Below are 20889 nucleotides of genomic sequence, written 5' to 3'. Positions count from 1 at the left end.
TTGTTGCATTTGGTTTAGCTTAAAGTTAATAATAAGGTTTATACTTTCATTGGCAATAGTTATTTTTTTGTCAATGCCAATTTAATTCCTAGTGCAATAAATATTCCTCCTGTTGTTTTATCTAACCATTTTTTTATCATATAGTTTTTTCTTATTGTATTAGATAATTTAGATGAGAATACTGCTAAAGTCAAACACCAAATTGTTCCAGTTGTTACAAAAGTAAGCCCTAAAAATAAAAAAGGAAGAAAACTTTGCGAATAATCGGGGTTGATAAATTGAGGTAAAAAAGCAAGAAAAAATAGAGCTACTTTAGGATTTAAAACATTCGTAAGAATTCCAGAAAGATATATTTTTCTATAGTTAATTTTTTCATCATTACTTTTAAGTTTAAAATTTTCGTCCGTTTTTGAAATTAACATTTTTATTCCTAGATAAATTAAGTAAACAGCTCCCGCATATTTTAAAATTTCAAAAGCTAATGCAGATTTAGCTAGAATTACAGAAAGTCCTAATGAAGCAAAAATGCAATGAATAAGTGCTCCTGTTGCAATCCCTAACGCAGATAAAACCCCTGCTTTTTTTCCTTGGGAAATACTTCTTCCGAGAATATACATTGTATCTGCTCCAGGTGTCAGATTTAAAATAATTCCAGCTAAAATAAATGCTTCAAAATTGGTTATTCCAAACATAGTTTTTTAATTTTAATTTATATTGTGAAATTATGTTGAAAAATATTAATACTGCAATGGATTCAGTTGGCTAAGTATTATATTTTAGCGAAAACAATGGTATATAACAATTAAAACAACTGGTTATGGTTAAAGATGATTTTGATTGGAAAATAATAAACTTACTTCAGAAAAATTCACGATTCTCTTTTGCTCAAATTAGTCGTGAAATCGGGCTATCTCCATCTGCAGTAGGAGAACGAGTTCAGCGTCTTGAAGATGAAAATGTAATTACAAAATACATTAGTATAATAAACTACAAAAAGGCGGGTTATTCATTACAAGCATATATTACTTTGGCTTTTAAAGAATTTCAATACTATCAACGATTTTTAAAATTTATTGATAATTTTCCGGAAATAATTGATTGTTCTAGAATAACAGGTAATGATTGTTTAATTATGAAAGTTGTTCTAGTGGATAATTCTCATTTAGAAAATTTAGTAAATCGTTTAGCTATTTATGGAAGCCCATCCACATCAGTTGTATTATCAGATGTTATAAGTAATAATTCGTTAAAGTTTCCAGAGTTTCGTGAGTCCTAATTATTGCCAACCGTTAGATAAGGTTACGCTTTAATATTTAATAAACTATACCGTTCGATAAGCGAAGTTCGTATTTTCCTATCATAAAACAATATATACTTATAAGTAGTCATAAAGTTCTTTTACACAGAAAATTACATATATCAGAGTTTACTTTGTAGATGAAGTTTTTAAGAGTGAAGATTAAGGTTTAATACTTGATGGCTTTATCTCATCCAATATTTGAACCCATATAGTGTCTTTAAATTTTTCTTTAAAAATGCCGAAGTGACCAATTGTATTAACTTTAAAATCTATTGGTTTTAGGTGTATTGATCTCTTTTTTGCACTTTTATATTGACTCGTCATCCACTTAACCGCACTTACCGGGGCAAACTTATCATCTTCAATACTAAATGCTGTTACATCTGCACTTATGCTATCATAATACTTTTGATGTATTGACGTGTCACTTAAAATATAATCTTTGTTTTTACCCCAAGTACTCCATTGTTTGGCAACATGTCTTGGAAGGTTTTCCATCCCGCTGATTTTTTTGGACTTTAAATATCCAAATATGTTTAGAAGAATAGGAAAAAGTAGATGCCAACTACACCACATTTTTATTCTCCCAATGCCATTCCAATATTTCCAATAGCCAGATTGTGATGCAACTAATACTATTTTATCAAGTTGCATTGAGGCCTTAGAAAGCCCAATCAGTTGACCACCTATACTGTGCCCTAGAACTATTTTCTTTAATTTTGGGTATTTCGTAATTGTATATTGTATGATACTTTCCAAATCATTTTTACCCCAATCTGCTGCATTATTAATGTATTTTTTTATTGGTTTTTTTAAAGATCTACCAATCCCAGTATAATCAAATGTGAGAACCGAAACCCCGTTGTTCGCTATAAATTGAGCAAACTTTTGATAATATTCTTGCTTAACACCTGTAGCCGAAGCAATAATCAGGATTGTATCATTATGAACGCCTTCAAAAAAAGTTGCTGATAGAATTTCAGAATTAGATTTTATTTCAATTTTTTTCATTTGACGGTAATAATCTGCAATCTTCTAATGCAGCAGTTCGGTGTCCTGCATTTTTTAGATAATCTGGGTTTTGTGCAAATTCTATAAATTTCAAAACCGATTCGTGTTCAACCAATACAACAGCATCCCATTTTTCATTGTCAGGTCCAATTAGAAAATTTTGGCTCATTCCAAAATAGATAATCCTAGACCCTGCTTTCTCTAATTCTGGTAACGTACTGTCCATATACAATTGATAAGCTTTTTCTCCACTGATTTCGTTAGAAGGTTTTATTTCTTCCAAATTAGTATAGTCAGCGGTTGCTTTAAATTTCAATAAGTTCAACATCACAATCTTTCCTTTGTCGTTGAACTTTTGATAAAATTCTTTTCCTGCTTCAAAAGTTGCATCGATGTGTTTAGTCATTATTCTCCTATTTTAAGTTTTTTTAAAATTACATTTAACAGGGGCTTCTATGGTTAGCTAGAATCCCGAAAGGGTACTACGCAAGATACTAATTGTTGCGTTCTGTATTCCTGTTTTCAAATATCGATATCTATTATTTCCCTAAACCTTCCATTATAACGGCATTAAACTCTCCTGATGTATGCCTTAATGCCTTCAATGTTTTATAATCTTCACAATCGTACCACCTATTAGCCTGTTCTAAACTAGAGAATTTAATTATTACCAAAGATTGAGGATTCCATTGCCCTTCAAGAGTTCTTGGCTTTCCTGCAACAATGTATTTTCCACCAAATTTCTCTACAATAGAGGATACGCTTTTCTTGTACGTATCAAATTTTACAGAATCTGTAATTTTTACATTTTCGAATAAACAATACACAGGTTTTGATGTAGATGTATTTGAGGTGCAAGAAGCTGACATTATCATAGTACTTGTAACTAATAGGACGAATAGGAAATGAAAAAAAGTTCTTAAATTCATAAAATATAGTTTTTGATTATCGCTATCCTATTTATCATTCAAAACTTGTTCAAATAGATGGATTTTATCAATTAATTCTAGTTTTAATTCTACATTAGTAATTTGATTTTCTAAAAAAGTATCATAAAAGTTAGGTAAAGAAAAGCCTGCAATTACATTACCACCTAAAAAAGGAAAATAAGTTTTGGCAGATTCTAAAACAATAGTTCCACCCCTAGCACCTGGAGAAGTTGCTAAAAGCAATATGGGTTTATCTTTCCATACTTTAATATCAATTCTAGACATCCAGTCTAGGGCGTTTTTAAAAGCGACCGTGTATGAGCCATTATGTTCTGCTAATGCTATAACTAACCCATCCGCATCTTCTATTTGATGACTTAGTTTTACTGCATTTTCAGGAATTCCATGTGCCGTTTCATAATCAATTCCATAAAGAGGTAATTCAAAATTATTTAAATCTATAATGCTTACTTCTGTATTTTCAATTTTGTTAGCTGCATAAATGGCCAGTGTCTTATTTATGGAGTTTTTACTATTACTTCCTCCTAAAGCTATTATTTTTTTCATCTTATTTGTTGTTTAAGGATTTTTAAAATTTGATTATCTACTGAAAGTTTACCTGCACCATTTATTACCCCAGTAATTGCTAATCCAATAATTAGTAGCGAGTATTCATAACCTTCTCCTTTTTGGGCACCAAACCAATTCATAAAAAATCCATGCTCAAATTGTGCTGTAAAAATGATGCCCATGAATAGAAATAGTATCGCTAATGACCAAACTCTAGTAGCAAAACCTAGGATTAAGAAAATTGCTCCAAAAAACTCTATTATGATAACCAAAAATGCTATGATTGAAGGGAGTTGCATTTGATTGGTTAAAGCATCCATAGTTGCGGTATATCCATACCCGCCAAATAGACCCAGCATTTTTTGTGCGCCATGAGGAAATAAGACTAAGCCTAGTGTTAAACGAGCAATTAATTGCCCCCAATTTTCATTTGTTTTTAAAATTTTACGTATCATTTTTATGTTTATTTGTTAATGAATATTTTTCTAACAAAAAGCCCTACTGAGGTTTTTGTAATTGGTGTTTTGCCATATTGATCAAAATCGACAGCTAAACCGAATTGTGTTGACTTATAGGAAATTCCTGTTCTTACTTGCTGAAAACTTCTAGCGTGTATCGAAAATTTATCCCAATGGGTAAGCATTAGAGCGCTCAATAATGCGTTCCAATCGTTTTTTAAAGGTTGAAGAAATTGCATTTGGAGAAATAGCTCTCCGTTAATAAAATTAGTTAACTCCATATGAGCAATAGAAGGAATAGCAGCTATGGAAAATCGTTTTGTTTTTGTAGAAAAGAATACAGAGATTCTTTCAGAAAAACCTGCAACACTATTATAATATAGAGAAGGACCTACTGCTATGAATTTACTAAAATTCCATAGTGCAGTTGTTTGCACACCCAACTCATCAAAAACTTCATGTTCTTTTTCATGATATTTTTGAAAAAAAGCTAAAGTTGCAATAGAAAATGTTTTCTTATCGTCTATTGGTCGAATTGAAAAAGAAGTAAAATCAGTTTTCGAGATACCAGAAGCAAATTCTAATTGTGTGATTTGGGCGCATATCTTTTGACTAAAAATCAAAAGAAAGAGCATTAAAATAGCATTCGTTTTTTTCATACTACAAAGAACATGCTACTTGTAGTAGATAAAAATAATGTACATTAAGAAAATTACATTGAGGCCATTTTTTTTCGCAATACACTCAAAAATTCTGGAGTAACCCCTAAGTATGCAGCAATGTTTTTTTGAGAAATTCGATTAATTAAGGTTGGATATTTTTTGATAAAATTACGATAACGCTCTTCGGCGTTTAATGAAATATTTTGATCTGATTGTTGGATGTATGAAACCAATGACCTTTGGTATAAGATTCTATAAAAACGCTCAAACTTTGGTATTTTTTCAAATAGTAAATCAAAATTTTCTTTTGACATTAATAGTACTTCAGAATCTTCAAGTGCTTGTATAAAATAATTCCCTGGTTTTTGGGTTAAGAAGCTTGCCATATCTCCAGACCACCAGTCCTTAATGGCAAACATAGAAATATGTTCTGAGCCACTATCGTCTATTTTATAGATTTTTAAGCACCCTTTGGTAGTAAAATAATCGTATCGCGCTATTTCTCCTTGTCTAAGTAAAAATTCCTTTTTTTTAAGCTTTCTTTCTGTTAATAGAGAAATATATAATTCCTCTTCTTCTTGATTTAAATCTATAAACCGACTAATGTTTTTTAATATTAATTCGTAGTTCATTATTAATTTTATGGTCGATTTAATCTTTCTTATATTCTAACATTGCTCTTCCTTGATTAAAGAACTCTAATGTCAAATATGGTTAATTTTTTTAACTTTAAAATATTAAGTTTATAGGAAGGTTCGTTTATCGGCTCTGTATAAAGTTTGTTGCGTTGTTTACAAGCTAAAAGTAAGTAAAATATTACTGATTAGAAAGTCTGCGAAGACTTTCGCAAGTAATCAAAAAGCTAGCAATAAAATTTATACGTTGTTGTGTGGCGTTGTTATATATTACTTTAGTTTAGCTTTTAACGCATACTTTAACTCTTTGACTAAATTAGGATGGCTATCCGCTATGTTTTTGGTTTCCTTATCAACAGTTGTATGGTCATATAACTCTACAAACCCATCCTGATGAAGTGTCATTCGATGTGTTGATGTTCTAATGGTTGTAGCTTTATTTGTGTATGCTATGGCAGTATGACCAGAGGTACTAGGATTTTCCAATATTTTTTTTAGCGATTCACCATGGGTATATTGAGGAATTTCAATGCCTGTTAAATCGCACAAGGTAGGAAAGATATCTAGTGTTTCCACTATGGCATTTGTGTTAAATCCTTGATGCTTCATTTTAGGAAAGTGAATTATTAAAGGTGCATGTAAGGATTCTTCGAACAAACTATGCTTTCCCCAGATTGCGTGTTCTCCCAAGTGCCAACCATGGTCGCCCCAAAGTACAACAATGGTGTTTTTATCTGCACCTGTTCTTTTCAACTCTGCAAGGATTTTACCTACTTGAGCATCTGCATAACTAACACTTGCAGCATAATGACGACGTACTTCATTAGCAAAATCAATATCTTTGTTAGGATTTTTACCCCAACGATTATATTTCATAAACTCATTAGACCCGTGCCATGTGGTTTTTCCTGTTGGTTTTTGAGGATGTTTTATTTCTGGAAGCTCAATTCTATCGTATTTATCATAGTAAGATTTTGGTGCACCAAAAGGTAGGTGTGGTTTTATAATTCCGAAGGCAAGAAAAAAAGGTTTTTCGTTTTTGGTAGCAAGTTTTCTTAGTTGTTTCACGGCTTCATCTGTAATAGCACCGTCGGGATAGATATTATCGTCTCCTTCTGCAGACTGAAAAACATCCATATCACTTGATTTTATTCGAATCTCTCCATTCGCTAGTCCGTGCATCATTCCCCGCGGATGTTCCCATTCCCCTACTGGCATAAGATGTTTATCCCAAGCATTTGGCATTTCGATTTTAGTACTATCATTCCAATTTTTGCCACCTCTCCCCCCTGGGTGATGAGAAACTTTACCAACTGAAACTGTTGTATAACCATTTTTTTTAAACCACTCAGGCATACTTTTATCTATTTCTTGAGTGTCTTTGTTTATTTTCCTTGCTCTACGAAAAAGGGCGTCGTTTGTTGCTGGACCAAACTTACCTGTTAACAAGGTATATCTAGACGGTCCACAGCTAGGAGCATTGACGAAATGTTTCTGAAATGTCATTCCCTTTGTGGCTAATGAGTCAATGTTTGGTGAGCTAATATAATTTGTTCCAAAGCTTTTCAATTCTGGACGAAGGTCGTCTATACAAATTAGTAGAACATTAAGTCTTTCAGATTCTTGTGCATTTTTACAACTCATGATGATAAAAAAAGATAACACCGTAAAAAAAGAAGGTATTGTTTTTCCAACTCTAATATTCATATATTTTATTTATTAGTTATTCACTTCGCTAATGCCACACAACGGTTAGATATGGTTCCGTTCATAAATAACTACAGCGATTGGTAAACGAAGGTAGATGAAAACTTTTACAAATTCAAGTTCAGGAAAAATATAAAAACTCCCATATGGTATTGGGAGTTTTTGTTGAAACTTTAGTTCGTTTAGCCACCAACTACAGTAATAAATAACAAACAATGATTTATGTATTAATAGACTTATGGTAAAAATGACTATTAAAGCTATCATCAGTAAAATATTCTAAGGGTGTCTTACTAGTCAAGGATTTAAACTCTTTAATAAAATGACTTTGGTCAAAATACCCATACTTTAAAATAAGATCCAAATAATCAGAACTTTTATTGAGAAGTAAACGCTTTGTGACTTCTTGAAATCTTGTGATTTTCTGAAACTCTTTAGCTGTTATTCCAAATTGTTTTTTAAACGCTCTTTCAAACTGACGCAGACTTAAATTAGCTTTTTGAGAAATTTTTTCGATTGTATTATCACTAAAATTATAATACAAATCGTCAATAATGAAATCCCACTTATCATTTTTTATATTATGATAGTCATGAAATACATGCTCTAAGAACAATTCTATGTGTTTTATTTTATCATCAATATTGGTAAGGTCTTTTAATTTACTTAGTAATTGCTCTCCTTTTGTTTTCCATAAAGAGGTAACCGAATAATAATTATCATTAAGTTCTGAAAACGGAATTGATGTAAAATGCCTAAATGCCCCACTTTTGAAACGCACTGATATAAATGAAACCGTTTTCTCTTTATCAAAACTAAACATGTTTCGCGGACAAACAGTATGAGCTATTGGCAACTCTTTATTATTAACAGACAAAGGCTTACCCAGATAAAACACAAGTTCTAGCCCTGTTCCTGGAAGAACTGCTGGAAGTTCAAAATAATCAAAACTGGATTTTTCAAAAACATAAAGCCTGTCTATGTATTTTGATAGAAAAGAAATTGGTTTATATGACGTATTCTTACACCTCAAAATTTTCTATTAATGGTTCATTTATCAATAATGGCATTGCAGAATCTATAAAATTTTTAAAATGCTCAGATAAATAGTGGTTTTCAACAGCTTTTTCATTTTCATATTTCTCGTAAAAAACAAATTCATTGTCCTTTTTTAAATCTCTAGACAGCTTGTAAATTAAACAACCATTTTCAGATAGACTTTCGTCAACCATATTTTTAGCTAGTTTTAAAAAACTTTTTACTTTTTTTTCTTTTACACGTACTTGTACTACTATTACTTTTTTCATATTCATATATTTTATTTGGCAAATATGAAAAAGAAGAATATTATAGTATTGTAAAAAAACGACATTAATAATTTGACGTATTTACTTATCTAGCAAATAATATTGTTGGATAAACTAAGGTATAATTTCACAATTTAAAAAACAATTTATACTCGTAAACACTCCTATCCTAACTCAACTCTAAACCTTTTATAGTGCTAGAAAAGCATTCCTATACTTGAGTTACCGTCCAAGTATCTTGTCCATACTCTCTTGTGTAAACCACACCATTAACTAAATCCTTAACTATTTGTATTTGGGTATAAATAGGCTTACCTGTGGCACTAGAGCCACAATCAATGCCTTTTATTAAGCTTGCTGAATCGATTATTCGTTTACTTAAATAAACAGCCTCAGAAACTGAAGTGGGTAGATTTGCTGAATATTTTAACATCGTAGTTACTCTAGTAAATCTGGAAGTAGACATCCAATCTCCAGGTATACCATACATACCTTGCCCATGAAATTGATCCCCAGTATCTGGAAGTGTTGCACCTGGAAACCAATTTTTACAATTAGCGTAGTTGTTTTGATTTTCTAATTGAAAATTTAAATTGGGATTATTGGTTAAAACAAAAGTCTTGTTTGCAGTACAAATAACGTCTCCGTTTGCAAACTCCACAACCATACTATTGCCACTACTATCAAATAATATGTAATGGTATTGCCAATTACTTTTTATGTTTAAATTTTGGAGTAACGACGGTACAAGTTGTAAACTAGAAACCTGAGCCAACATATAATTAACAAAATCGTCTGATGAAATTGTTGAGCCACTTTTACCACTAGGATATTGTGCATTTGCCAAATTACCACTTATAGAAATTCCAACTGAGTTCATTCCTTCAAATGGTATGGGGTACGACGAACCACTTACTACTGAATCAACAGTTACCATATCGTAAGACGAAGTCCATGAAACCCCATTATTAAGTACCGAATGAAACACAGTGCCTTTTGGAGTTGATACAGTTTTATAGCTATTATCTTGATCATAGTCAAGAGATCGTCCTGTAATTGCAAATTGATTGCTTTTGAATGCTAAAAATGAGGTACACATGGTTTTTATATTTATTTTTTTCTAATGATAAGCAAGTTCGGGTTTTATTGTAAAAAAATAAATACGTATATGTACGTAATTTTACAAATTATCCTTATTTGTTTTAAAAAGTAGTTATGAAAACATCTTAAATCAAATTCAGAATACTAAAAAGTTAAAATGGGGTCTTACAAACCACCTCTAAAACTTCTTGTGTTACGGGATGATTAAACTTAAGCGATTCTGCATGTAAATATAAACGGTCTGCTTTTGTGCCGTATAAATCATCGCCAACAATGGGTATATTTAAACCATTGGAATGTGCTGCATGCACACGCAGTTGATGTGTACGACCAGAAATAGGATAAAAATGTATGCGGGTTTTACCATTTTTAGCACCAACAACTTCGTATTTTGTTTTAGCTGGCTTACCATATTCGTAACATACCAATTGTTGCGGACGATTATCTAAATCTACACGCAATGGCAAATCTACAGTCCCTGATTTGGTGGGTATTTCTCCATCTAAAATTGCTACATATCGTTTTTTAACGGTACGATCTATAAATTGCTTTTGAAGGTTTTTGTGTGTTTTTTCATTTTTAGCTACTAAAATAAGTCCAGATGTAGACATATCTAATCGATGCACTAACAATGGTCCTTTGGCTTTTGGCAAGTAACGCTTCATTCTTGTTAATACTGATTCCTGAATGTGTTTTCCTGGCACCGATAGAAATTCATGAGGTTTATTTACAAGCAATACATACTCGTCTTCGTATACAATATCTAAAGGTTTGTTATGTATAGGTATTTGAGCTATTGGACTTTCTTCAACATCTAAACCCTGCATCATATGTCCTAAAATGGGTTCACACTTGCTTCTACAAGACGGATAAAACTGTTTGTGTTTTCGTACCATAGACTTTGGCGATGTGCCCCACCAAAACTCTGCCATAGCTATAGGTTTTAGCTCGTTTTCATAAGCATATTGAAATAGTTTTGGAGCGGCACACTCACCAGACCCTGCAGGTGGTGGCACTTGCGCATCATCAAAAATATCTAACAAATCTTTGGTACTACCTTTAGCATTTAAAAAACGATATTGCTCATGCAAACGCTTCTGTAGTGATGCTGAAAGTTTTGCTCGCTTTTCTTTAAGGTTTGTTATAGGTACTTGAAAATTACTAAGGGCTATTTTTGCATTATCAATTTTAGCTTCCCATTCTTGTTTTAAATCTTTTAACCTATAATGATAGTAAATGCTTTGACTTTTTAAATCTTCCAATAACAGCTCATAGTCTTTTGAAGACAACTTATGTAAGGCTGATTCTCGCTGTTGTTTACGTTCTTTTTTTTGGGTTTTTATTTTTTGTTTATACGCTTCTAGTTCTGTTTTATAGCTTTGTTCGCATTGCTTTAAACTTGCTTCTGCTTTTAAAAACCCCGTTGCTTGTTCCAATGCTTTAATTTCAGCATTTAAACTATTTAATTCTGCTTCACCTTTTTTATAAAACCCGTGTTCATCAAGGGTATTGTATACTGTGGGCACAAAACCTTTATGGTAATTACTTTCGGCAAGTTTTCCTGAAAATGCTGCTAAATAACCCAATTTTCCGTTAGTATTCTCTACAACCATAACCCCAAACATCTTACCTATAATAAGCCCTTCTGCATAAAGTTGCAATCCAAAATTATGTTTAAAATCCGTTTGGCATTCTAAATAGTTTTGTAAATCATTAGCTGCCAGAATACTCAGTTTATGTGGCTCGTAATAAAAAGGAAATGTAAATTTTTCAGGCAAAGTGATAGCCTCGTTACCCTTCAATGGATGAAAAAAAGTATCAGTAAATTTAGGTGTTGGCATCTTTCAAAAAATCCCCTGAGATAATTTGCGGTTCATTAGTAATCTTCTGGTTGTAAAGATACACCCAAGCATTTATTCTACTACCATTTTCTAAAAAAACTTCAATTTGTTGTCTTACAAATAAACTAGACACTGTATCGTTTTCATAAAATCCCTCGTATTGATCTAGAATTTTAAAAGCATCAGGAATAGATCTCAATTTAAAAACAGTTCCATAAACTTTATCTGTAATAGCCGCACTCAAAATAGCTCCAGGAAACCAAGATACCTTGTACAATTTACCATTAAAATACCCCTTGTCGACTACTTTAGCGTTAGATAAAAGAAACCTAGACATTTCATTATCTGCCTTTGCTTGTAATGTACCATAAACAAATAAGTAATCAGACTTCAAGGTATAATACTAAACGAATCTACTTAAATCTACTTGATTAATTTGCCCATGAGAAGCATTTGCTACTAAAGTACCATTCTTAATAACAAGAAGCTGTGGAGACTCATGTATTAATTGGAATTTATATCCAACTTCATCAGAAACTTGTCTATAACTTAAAATATCTAAGTAATATAAATCTAAGTCTTTTTCGCTAAAATTATACTCACTAATAAACTGGCGTTGCACCATGTTACTAATACCACAACGTGTGGAATGCTTAAAAATAACTTGTGCTTTTATACTAGATTTTTTCTCAATATAATCTAACTGTTTTACATCGCTTAAAGGAATCCATGGTAAGACTTTTTCCTCTCGTTCTACTTTTTCTCCTCCTCCAAATAATTTATTTAGTAATCCCATGCTATGCTATTAATTCTTTTTAATTGAAACGTTAATCTTTGATTTTCATTGCTTTATAAGTCGATGTTACCTTATACATCTTACACCTGACTAAAAGTCATTCATTTTCGGGATATTACAGACATTTTGTCTTAAATTTTAGTGCTATTATAATTGGTAAGATAATTGACCTAATGAAAGCGTAAAGTTAACGAAAAAGAAAACATTATAATATAACTATGAATTTTAATAATTATACCATAAAATCTCAAGAAGCCATACAACAAGCGCAACAAATTGCGCAAGGTTATGGACACCAACAAATTGAAAATGAACACATAATTAAGGGAATTTTTGAAGTTGACGAAAATGTATTACCCTACATATTAAAGAAACTTAATGTAAACCTTTCTATACTTAAACAAGCTTTAGACAAACAATTGGAAAGTTTTGCAAAAGTTTCAGGAACAGATTTAATGCTATCTCGTGAAGCTGGTAAAAGTTTAAACGAAGCTGCCGTTATTGCTAAAAAAATGAAAGACGAATTTGTATCTGTAGAGCATTTACTTTTAGCTGTATTTAAATCTAATAGTAAAATTGCTCAGATGCTGAAAGATCAAGGGGTAACAGAAAAAAGCTTAAAAGCAGCTATTGATGAACTACGTAAAGGAGAAAATGTAACTTCACAAAGTCAAGAAGAGACATATAACGCCTTAGCAAAATATGCTAAAAACTTAAATCAATTAGCAAAAGACGGAAAGTTAGACCCTGTAATTGGTAGGGATGAGGAAATACGAAGAATTCTTCAAATTTTATCACGTCGTACTAAAAACAACCCTATTTTGGTTGGAGAACCTGGAACTGGTAAAACAGCTATAGCAGAAGGTTTAGCACACAGAATTATAGATGGTGACATTCCAGAAAACCTAAAAGATAAGCAGATTTTTGCATTAGATATGGGTGCACTTATTGCAGGTGCAAAATATAAAGGTGAGTTTGAAGAACGCCTAAAAGCTGTGGTTAAAGAAGTTACTACTAGTGATGGCGACATTGTACTGTTTATTGACGAAATACATACTCTCGTTGGTGCAGGAGGCGGGCAAGGCGCTATGGATGCAGCTAATATTTTAAAGCCAGCCTTAGCCAGAGGCGAACTAAGAGCCATAGGTGCTACAACTTTAGATGAATACCAAAAATACTTTGAAAAGGACAAAGCCTTAGAGCGGAGATTCCAAAAGGTATTGGTGGATGAACCTGATACTGAAAGTGCTATTTCTATATTAAGAGGTATTAAAGAAAAGTATGAAACTCACCACAAGGTAAGAATCAAGGATGAAGCTATTATTGGGGCTGTAGAATTATCGCAGCGCTACATTACCAACAGGTTTTTACCTGATAAAGCTATAGACCTTATGGATGAGGCTGCTTCTAAATTACGCATGGAAATCAATTCAAAACCTGAAGAATTGGACGTTTTGGATAGAAAAATCATGCAATTGGAAATTGAAATTGAAGCAATTAAACGCGAAAAAGACGAAACTAAATTAAAATCTTTACGTTCTGATTTAGCAAATTTAAAGGAGCAACGCAATGACATTAATGCGAAATGGAAAAGCGAAAAAGAAGTAGTAGACCATATACAAAACACAAAACAAGATATTGAAAACTACAAGTTAGAAGCTGAAAAAGCTGAACGCGAAGGCGATTATGGAAAGGTAGCAGAATTGCGTTACGGAAAAATTAAAGAAGCCCAAGAACAATTGGAAATTTTCCAAAAGCAATTACAAGAACAATCTGAAAACTCTTTAATAAAAGAAGAAGTAACACATGACGACATTGCTGAAGTTGTAGCAAAATGGACAGGTATTCCAGTTACTAAAATGCTACAAAGTGAGCGTGAAAAACTGCTAAAACTAGAAGATGAACTACACAAACGTGTGGTAGGTCAAGAAGAGGCTATTGAAGCAGTAAGTGATGCTGTAAGACGCAGTAGAGCTGGTTTACAAAACCCGCAAAAACCAATTGGCACATTCTTATTTCTAGGTACAACTGGAGTTGGTAAAACTGAGTTAGCAAAGGCCCTAGCAGAATATTTATTTGATGATGAAAATGCCATGACTAGAATTGATATGAGTGAATATCAAGAACGTCATGCAGTAAGCAGATTAGTTGGTGCACCTCCTGGATATGTAGGTTATGATGAAGGCGGGCAACTTACTGAAGCTGTTAGAAGAAAGCCATATTCTGTAGTGTTGTTAGATGAAATTGAAAAAGCGCATCCAGACACCTTTAACATTTTGTTACAAGTGCTAGATGAAGGTCATTTAACTGATAATAAAGGACGTGTTGCTGATTTTAAAAACACTATTATAATTATGACATCAAACATGGGTAGTCAAATTATACAAGAACGTTTTGAAGCTACAAAAGATATTGAATCTGCAATTGAAGCAGCAAAAGTGGATGTTTTAGGTTTGTTAAAACAAAGTGTACGTCCTGAGTTTTTAAATAGAATAGATGATACTGTAATGTTTACACCTTTAACAAAGAAAAACATAGTAGACATTGTTGGACTACAGCTGAAAAGCGTAACTAAAATGTTAGGACAACAAAATATTACATTTGATGCCACTAAAGAAGCCATAAGTTATTTAGCTGATAAGGGTTATAACCCTGAATATGGAGCACGTCCAGTAAAGCGTGTAATACAAAAAGAAGTGTTAAACGCTCTGAGTAAAGAGATTTTAGCAGGAAAAGTTACTACGGATAGTATTATTTTACTAGATGCTTTTGATAATATGTTAGTTTTTAGAAATCAAAGCGACTTAGTAGAAGAAATATAATGTTTAGTTTGGTTGGTTAGTTTGAAAAGCAACGGATGTTAATTTTTGACAAACGTTGCTTTTTCTTTATAATAAAATATACCGTTTGGTATATTTTATTATATTTGTAATGATGATAACTAAATCAGAGCTCACAAAACAACATATTATTGAAGTTTCTGCACCTATTTTTAATAAAAATGGCTATGCAGCTACATCGCTATCAGATATAACTAATGCTACCGGATTAACTAAGGGTGCTATTTATGGTAATTTTAAAAACAAGGAAGATTTATCTTTCTCTTGTTTTAAGTATATGGTAAAATATTTAATGCAGCCTTTATCTAACCATTTAAAATTAAGTGATTCTCCAATTCAAAAATTATTTCTCATCACTGATTTTTACCGTAATTACTATACTTTTAGTAAAAAATTAGGAGGCTGTCCTGTTATAAATATTGGAGTAGATGCCAATAATAGTAATTCAGAATTACTAAAAAAAGTAAGAGATCTTATTCAACGTATTCAGGACAATTTATGTACTATTATTGAAAATGGTATTGAAGCTAATGAAATATCTCCTGATATAAACGCTATGGTTTATGCAAAACGTATAGATACAATTATTCAAGGTGCTATATTTATGACCTATACTATGAATGATGAATTATATATGAAAGACACTATGAATTATCTAGATAGAATCATCCATAATCAACTGAAAATTTAAAAAATTTTATTATAAATTATACCAATTGGTATATTAAAACAATCAAAAAAATGAATGCATTACCGAAAGTACTTCAAAGTAAAGCTAAAATCAGATTTCAACATTGCGATCCTTTCAATCATTTAAACAATGGCAACTATATAGATTATTTTATGAATCATAGAGAAGACATGCTTATAGAGCATTACGATTTAGATATTTATAAAATAGCAAAACAAACTGGCAAAAGCTGGGTATCTGGAAGTAACCAAATTGTATACTTAAAACCTGCTTTACTAATGGAAACTGTAACTGTTGAGTCGCAACTTATTGGATATAACGATAGTGAACTATGTGTGGAAATGCGAATGTATGATGAACATAAATCCTATCTAAAATCAATGATATGGTGTAGTTTTGTGCATTTTAATTTATTAGAACAAAAGAGAGAACAACACTCAGATAGTTTCATGACAATTTTTGAGGAAGTAAACAATCCAGTACCTGAAACTACCTTTGAAGAGCGTATTAAACACTTTAAAACAAAACGAGTATATTCTTAAATTGTGATAGACTTAAAAGCTTAAAATCTTAATTGTACTTCCATTCATCGAATATTGTCTTAAAAAACATCCATAAAATATAATATTGTTTACTTTTAATGTTTATTAATATGTTGATAAAAATGTAAAACGGTTTCTCCCCGTTATAACATAAATTTTTATTTTCACAGTGCTCTTATAGTCCCTAGTAAGAACAGAAAAATATATTAATGTTTAAAGGAAACCTACTTTTATTTTATGAATTTATCTAACTACATAGACTATACGTTTTTAAAGCCAACGGCTACAGAAAGAGACATCATCAATATATGCAAAATAGCAAAAGCTAATCAATATTTTTCAGTATGTGTAAATGGTTCTTACGTTAAACTAGCAAAAGAACTTCTTATGAATACTGATGTAAAAATATGTACTGTAGTTGGTTTTCCGTTAGGGGCAATGTCCACACAAAGTAAAATTTCTGAAGCACAAAATGCTATTGAAGATGGAGCTGATGAAATAGATATGGTAATAAATCTAGGCTACTTAAAAAGTAGAAATTACGTTTCTGTTTTAAGGGATATTTCTGATGTTAAACGTGCTGTAGGGGATACTACATTAAAAGTAATCATTGAAATTTCTGAGCTTAATAAGAATGAAATTGTTAAAGCATGTGAAATTGCAGTTGATGCTAATGCTGATTTTGTAAAAACGTCTACTGGATTTGCTTCTGGTGGGGCGACATTTACAGCAGTTAAAATCATGAAAAAAACTGTAAAAGACAGTGCAAAAATAAAAGCTTCAGGCGGTGTTACTGATTTTGAAACAGCCGTAAAATATCTAGAATCTGGTGCAGATAGAATTGGTACATCAACCGTTTTAAAACCAGAAAAAGACACACTACAAAAAAGAAATTCTAAAATATATAGACGCTACATGGAAACTTCCCAAAAAAGTGAAGTTTCTCTAGATGTACTAAAAGATATAAGGGTTAATCTTTAAGCTTAAAACTAATAGTGTTTCCAGTAAATTTTTGAGCTAATACATTGATTGCAGATGTTGTTAGTTGCAATATTCTTGGATAACCTCCCGTAGTTTGGCAATCTCGCATTAGAATAATTATTTTTCCCGAAGGGGTTAATTGCACAGTGCCTGGTATAACTGGAGACGTAATTATTGGTTTTAGATTATTCTCAATATGTTCTTCAAGTTGATATGCCATTCTGTTGTTATCTTTTGATACTTTAAATGTTTTTGATAATAATTTTTCTTTTTGAATAGTAGTTAAACTATCAAATTCCAACCCTTTTAAAACTTCTAGTGTTGAGGATTTTAAATACGAATCATTAACCTTTAATCCCGAAAACTGTTTTTCATTTGAAATATCACTTTTAACAGTACTAAAAAAATCATTTTTTTTAATAATATCATATTGAGTTATACCGCTATACATACTTTTGCTTCCTAAAACAATTCGGGTTTGCAAACCTCCTGAAACAGCTAAATAACAACGAAATCCTGAAACCAAATTCCCAAAACTTAAAATATCGCTCTCACTTACTTTTAATAAACGATTATTTAAAATTTCCTTACTATTCAATTTTGGATTTAAATTAGCGCCCGTAATAGCTATTATAGCCTCTGTTTGAAACTCTAGCTTTGGCCCACTCATTGTAATTTCTAAAACAGCTTCATTTTCATTATTCCCTACAAGTGCATTAGCTATTTTTGCAGCCCTTTGGTCCATAACTCCAGATTTTGGCACCCCAAAATGTTGGTAGTTTGTCCTTCCTAAATCTTGTATTGTGGTGTAAAACCCTGGATGTAACACCTTAATCATTTATTATCTCGCTTTTTAATTGGTATACTCCAGCTGCAACTAAAGTTTTTATATCATTATACTCTTTTAGTGAAATGGCATAAAATTGAAGACGATCTCCTGATCTAGAAAAGCAAGGTTCTTCTTTTGAAACATCAAAAAAATTAATTGGAGAATTACCAATAATATGCCATCCTCCAGGGCTTTCAGATGGATAAATTCCTGTTTGTTGCCCTCCAATGGCAACAGAACCACTTGGTATTTTTAATCTAGGCACAGCTCTCCTAGGTACAAAAAGAGATGTATCTAAACCTCCTAAATACAGGAAACCAGGAAGAAAGCCTATAAAAAATATAGTGTAAACTGGTGTGGTATGACGTTTAACCAACTCTTCTATTTCAATATTTTTTCCTTTCGATATGTCATCCAAATCAATTCCAAAACGCTTATCGTAGCACACAGGTATTCTCCATAATCTGCTATTTAGATTATTCTTTATGTTTGGCTGCTTGTATAACCCATTAAGTTCTTCAATTTTTAAAGCAAAATCGAAAACGGCATCATTAAAATTCAAAAGCAATGAAGCATACGCATGATTTATAAATCCATTTGAAAATAAGTCCGATTGTTCTATTTTTTCTTTAAACACTAGAATATCATCTAAAATAGATTTTTCAATCTTTTGTGGCCATTCTATGAGAATTGAAGTTTCACTAAATCGTTTGTATTTCAATTTGTATTTCATAACTAAAGAACACTAACACCTTTAGATTCCAAACTGTATTTTAATCTATTTACCAATCCAATAGCTTTTGGATTATCACCGTGAATACAAAATGTATGGGCTTTTATTTCTAATTCTTTACCCGAAATAGACTTTACCTTTTTTTGAGAAATCATTGTGTACACATGTTGAAACACCTCATCTTCATCATGAAGTACTGCATTTTTTTTTGATCTTGAAACTAAGGTTAAATCATCATTATACCTTCTGTCTGCAAAGGCTTCATAAATTATAGGAATCTTATACTCTATTGCTAACCTTGCGATTACTGACTTGTAGGGGACATATAAATACACAGGTAAATGCATACTCTTCATTACCTCAATAATTACATTTGCAATTTTTGCATCCTTTACCGCTTTATTATATAAAGCTCCATGAGGTTTAACATGGTGTAAAACTGTATTTTCTTCATCTACTATATCAACTAAAGTATTTATTTGATCTTTTATTGATTTAAATAATGCTGCGTAAGGCATTTCCATTGGAAGTCGTCCAAAATTTTCTGGGTCAGGAAATGAAGGGTGAGCACCAATTTTTACCTTATATGCCTTAGCAAGCTTTACAACTTCTCTAATGGTATTTTTATCTCCCGCATGCCCTCCACAAGCAATGTTACAAGAAGATATTAAAGGCATTAACTGTTCTTCATTACCAATACCTTCTCCTAAATCTGCGTTTATATCAATAGAAAACTCTCTCACTAAAACACATTTAAATTAAATACTTTACTTAAACCAGCTACAGCTAAAAGCAAACTAATCAAAACAATACATCCACCCAAAATATTATTCATAACAGAATTCTTGTGAACTCCAAGTAATTTCTTTCTATTCATTATCCATAATAAAAGTACAGCTATAATAGGAAGCAACAAACCATTGGCTACTTGCGCAAATTTAATAACTTGTATGGGCTTAAATCCTGATGATGCTATAACCACACCTAATACTAAAATTAGCATCCAAATACTTCTAAACTTAAAGGACTTTAGATTTGTATCCCACCCAAAACACCCTGAAGCTACATAGGCAGCAGCTAGTGGTGCTGTAATGGCACTTGTTATTCCTGCAGAAAATAATCCAATAGCTAAAAAATACTTTGAAAAACTCCCAAATAAAGGTTCTAACCCAAGCGCTAAATCAGTCGCATTTTTCACTTCTAAATTATGAATAGCAGCACCACAAATAATGATGCTCATGGAAACTACTCCACCTAAAGTAATGGCTATAAATGTATCTTTTCTTGCATATTTTAAATCATCAATAGTATGCCACTTTTCTTTAACTAATGAAGCATGTAAAAATAAGTTGTAAGGCACAACCGTAGTTCCTATTAATCCCAATACAAGAAGTGTGCTATCTTCTGGAAAATTTGGTAAAAAAGCACCTTTGAATATTTCAGAAACATCAGGCTTAGTGAGTATAGCTGTGATTAAAAATGCCAAACTCATAAGAATTACAAGAATTACTAATACACGCTCTAGAACTTTATAGTTACCTAAAAAGAGTAAAACAAATGCAATTACTCCAATTAACAAACTGAAAATAATTTTATTACCTCCTAAAAGAGTTTCTAAACCAAGCACACCTCCGCTTATATTACCGCCTTCATAAGCAGCATTACCAACTACAATAGCTGAAAGCACTAAAAAAACAACTATATACTTAAAAAAGGAATCTTTTATCTCGGATGTTAAGACTTCAGCTAATCCTTGTTGTGATACTAACCCTAAACGAGCTGTCATTTCTTGAAGAATAATTGTGGCACCAACTGACAATACCATAGCCCAAAGCAGATTAAAACCAAATTGCACCCCGGCAAGTGTACATACTGTAACTGTACCAGGACCTATAAAAGCAGCTGCAATTAAAGGTCCTGGACCAATATATTTAAAAAGCTTATTCAAATTAAGTT

General features: G+C 31.8%; 24 protein-coding genes. 5 read left to right on the top strand and 19 right to left on the bottom strand.

What is annotated here, in order from left to right; translation table 11 throughout:
• Nucleotides 1-59 precede the first annotated feature (59 nt).
• A complete protein-coding gene (locus EYD46_RS14990; protein WP_130937986.1) occupies nt 60-692 on the bottom strand; it encodes a LysE family translocator in 633 nt (210 codons plus the stop codon).
• A 125-nt stretch (nt 693-817) separates the two neighbouring features.
• Between EYD46_RS14990 and EYD46_RS14985 the strand changes: the two genes are divergently transcribed.
• Nucleotides 818-1276 carry an Lrp/AsnC family transcriptional regulator gene (locus EYD46_RS14985; protein WP_130937985.1) on the top strand — a complete coding sequence of 153 codons (459 nt, stop codon included), beginning with the start codon at nt 818-820 and terminating at the stop codon, nt 1274-1276.
• A gap of 183 nt (nt 1277-1459) precedes the next feature.
• Here EYD46_RS14985 and EYD46_RS14980 read toward each other — a convergent pair whose 3' ends face one another.
• From EYD46_RS14980 to ytxJ, 14 genes are all read right to left on the bottom strand, one after another.
• Nucleotides 1460-2311, bottom strand: a complete 852-nt coding sequence (locus EYD46_RS14980; protein WP_130937984.1) for an alpha/beta hydrolase family protein — start codon at nt 2309-2311, stop codon at nt 1460-1462.
• On the bottom strand, nt 2298-2717 hold the full coding sequence (locus tag EYD46_RS14975) for a DUF1330 domain-containing protein (protein WP_130937983.1): 420 nt from the start codon (nt 2715-2717) through the stop codon (nt 2298-2300). Before EYD46_RS14975 ends, EYD46_RS14980 begins: the two co-directional genes overlap by 14 nt.
• 133 nt (nt 2718-2850) lie before the next feature.
• A complete protein-coding gene (locus EYD46_RS14970) occupies nt 2851-3240 on the bottom strand; it encodes a DUF1330 domain-containing protein (RefSeq protein WP_206662898.1) in 390 nt (129 codons plus the stop codon).
• Between the two features lie 27 nt (nt 3241-3267).
• The gene (locus tag EYD46_RS14965; protein WP_130937981.1) at nt 3268-3807 is read right to left on the bottom strand and encodes an NADPH-dependent FMN reductase; all 540 of its coding nucleotides are present in this window, start codon (nt 3805-3807) and stop codon (nt 3268-3270) included.
• The gene (locus tag EYD46_RS14960) at nt 3804-4265 is read right to left on the bottom strand and encodes a DoxX family protein (RefSeq protein WP_130937980.1); all 462 of its coding nucleotides are present in this window, start codon (nt 4263-4265) and stop codon (nt 3804-3806) included. Before EYD46_RS14960 ends, EYD46_RS14965 begins: the two co-directional genes overlap by 4 nt.
• An 8-nt stretch (nt 4266-4273) precedes the next feature.
• Nucleotides 4274-4927, bottom strand: a complete 654-nt coding sequence (locus tag EYD46_RS14955; protein ID WP_130937979.1) for a hypothetical protein — start codon at nt 4925-4927, stop codon at nt 4274-4276.
• A gap of 53 nt (nt 4928-4980) precedes the next feature.
• Entirely contained in the window at nt 4981-5562 is a 582-nt protein-coding gene (locus EYD46_RS14950; protein ID WP_130937978.1) for a Crp/Fnr family transcriptional regulator, read from the bottom strand.
• 273 nt (nt 5563-5835) lie between these two features.
• Nucleotides 5836-7272 carry a sulfatase gene (locus EYD46_RS14945; RefSeq protein ID WP_130937977.1) on the bottom strand — a complete coding sequence of 479 codons (1437 nt, stop codon included), beginning with the start codon at nt 7270-7272 and terminating at the stop codon, nt 5836-5838.
• Between the two features lie 220 nt (nt 7273-7492).
• Nucleotides 7493-8305, bottom strand: coding sequence for a helix-turn-helix domain-containing protein (locus EYD46_RS14940; protein ID WP_130937976.1), 813 nt, complete (start codon nt 8303-8305; stop codon nt 7493-7495).
• The gene (locus EYD46_RS14935) at nt 8295-8579 is read right to left on the bottom strand and encodes a putative quinol monooxygenase (protein ID WP_165454395.1); all 285 of its coding nucleotides are present in this window, start codon (nt 8577-8579) and stop codon (nt 8295-8297) included. Before EYD46_RS14935 ends, EYD46_RS14940 begins: the two co-directional genes overlap by 11 nt.
• 211 nt (nt 8580-8790) lie before the next feature.
• Nucleotides 8791-9678, bottom strand: a complete 888-nt coding sequence (locus tag EYD46_RS14930) for a linear amide C-N hydrolase (protein ID WP_130937974.1) — start codon at nt 9676-9678, stop codon at nt 8791-8793.
• Between the two features lie 154 nt (nt 9679-9832).
• A complete protein-coding gene (locus tag EYD46_RS14925) occupies nt 9833-11521 on the bottom strand; it encodes an RluA family pseudouridine synthase (RefSeq protein ID WP_130937973.1) in 1689 nt (562 codons plus the stop codon).
• Complete coding sequence (locus EYD46_RS14920) at nt 11508-11915, bottom strand: gamma-glutamylcyclotransferase family protein (protein WP_130937972.1); 408 nt, start codon at nt 11913-11915, stop codon at nt 11508-11510. Before EYD46_RS14920 ends, EYD46_RS14925 begins: the two co-directional genes overlap by 14 nt.
• A 9-nt stretch (nt 11916-11924) precedes the next feature.
• Nucleotides 11925-12317, bottom strand: coding sequence for a bacillithiol system redox-active protein YtxJ (ytxJ, locus tag EYD46_RS14915; protein WP_130937971.1), 393 nt, complete (start codon nt 12315-12317; stop codon nt 11925-11927).
• Nucleotides 12318-12535: 218 nt separating this feature from the next.
• Here ytxJ and clpB point away from each other — a divergent pair, with 218 nt between their 5' ends.
• The 4 genes from clpB (at nt 12536) to deoC (ending at nt 17371) form a co-directional block, all read left to right on the top strand.
• Nucleotides 12536-15139, top strand: a complete 2604-nt coding sequence (gene clpB / locus EYD46_RS14910; RefSeq protein ID WP_130937970.1) for an ATP-dependent chaperone ClpB — start codon at nt 12536-12538, stop codon at nt 15137-15139.
• Nucleotides 15140-15248: 109 nt separating this feature from the next.
• Nucleotides 15249-15848: a TetR/AcrR family transcriptional regulator gene (locus EYD46_RS14905; protein ID WP_229731359.1), complete on the top strand. Its 600-nt coding sequence runs from the start codon at nt 15249-15251 to the stop codon at nt 15846-15848.
• Between the two features lie 50 nt (nt 15849-15898).
• Nucleotides 15899-16390 (top strand): acyl-CoA thioesterase, encoded by a 492-nt coding sequence (locus EYD46_RS14900; protein WP_130937969.1) that lies wholly within the window; start codon nt 15899-15901, stop codon nt 16388-16390.
• A 237-nt stretch (nt 16391-16627) separates the two neighbouring features.
• A complete protein-coding gene (gene deoC, locus EYD46_RS14895; RefSeq protein ID WP_130937968.1) occupies nt 16628-17371 on the top strand; it encodes a deoxyribose-phosphate aldolase in 744 nt (247 codons plus the stop codon).
• On the opposite strand, the gene EYD46_RS14890 is transcribed toward deoC, so the two are convergent.
• Genes EYD46_RS14890 through EYD46_RS14875 form a run of 4 tightly spaced genes read right to left on the bottom strand, consistent with a single transcriptional unit; the run spans nt 17361 to nt 20881 of the window.
• Nucleotides 17361-18209 (bottom strand): 5-oxoprolinase subunit C family protein, encoded by an 849-nt coding sequence (locus EYD46_RS14890; RefSeq protein WP_130937967.1) that lies wholly within the window; start codon nt 18207-18209, stop codon nt 17361-17363. The two genes, deoC and EYD46_RS14890, sit on opposite strands and share 11 nt — an antisense overlap.
• Nucleotides 18202-18933, bottom strand: coding sequence for a 5-oxoprolinase subunit PxpB (gene pxpB / locus EYD46_RS14885; RefSeq protein ID WP_130937966.1), 732 nt, complete (start codon nt 18931-18933; stop codon nt 18202-18204). The genes EYD46_RS14890 and pxpB overlap by 8 nt, the downstream gene beginning before the upstream one ends.
• A gap of 2 nt (nt 18934-18935) precedes the next feature.
• Nucleotides 18936-19676, bottom strand: coding sequence for a 5-oxoprolinase subunit PxpA (pxpA, locus tag EYD46_RS14880; RefSeq protein WP_130937965.1), 741 nt, complete (start codon nt 19674-19676; stop codon nt 18936-18938).
• Nucleotides 19676-20881: an Nramp family divalent metal transporter gene (locus EYD46_RS14875; protein ID WP_130937964.1), complete on the bottom strand. Its 1206-nt coding sequence runs from the start codon at nt 20879-20881 to the stop codon at nt 19676-19678. Before EYD46_RS14875 ends, pxpA begins: the two co-directional genes overlap by 1 nt.
• Nucleotides 20882-20889 lie beyond the last annotated feature (8 nt).

Origin of the sequence: Hyunsoonleella pacifica, assembly GCF_004310335.1 — a bacterium.
Taxonomy (GTDB): domain Bacteria; phylum Bacteroidota; class Bacteroidia; order Flavobacteriales; family Flavobacteriaceae; genus Jejuia; species Jejuia pacifica.
Note: the sequence above shows the minus strand (reverse complement) of the source record. Positions and strands in the feature narration are given on the sequence as shown.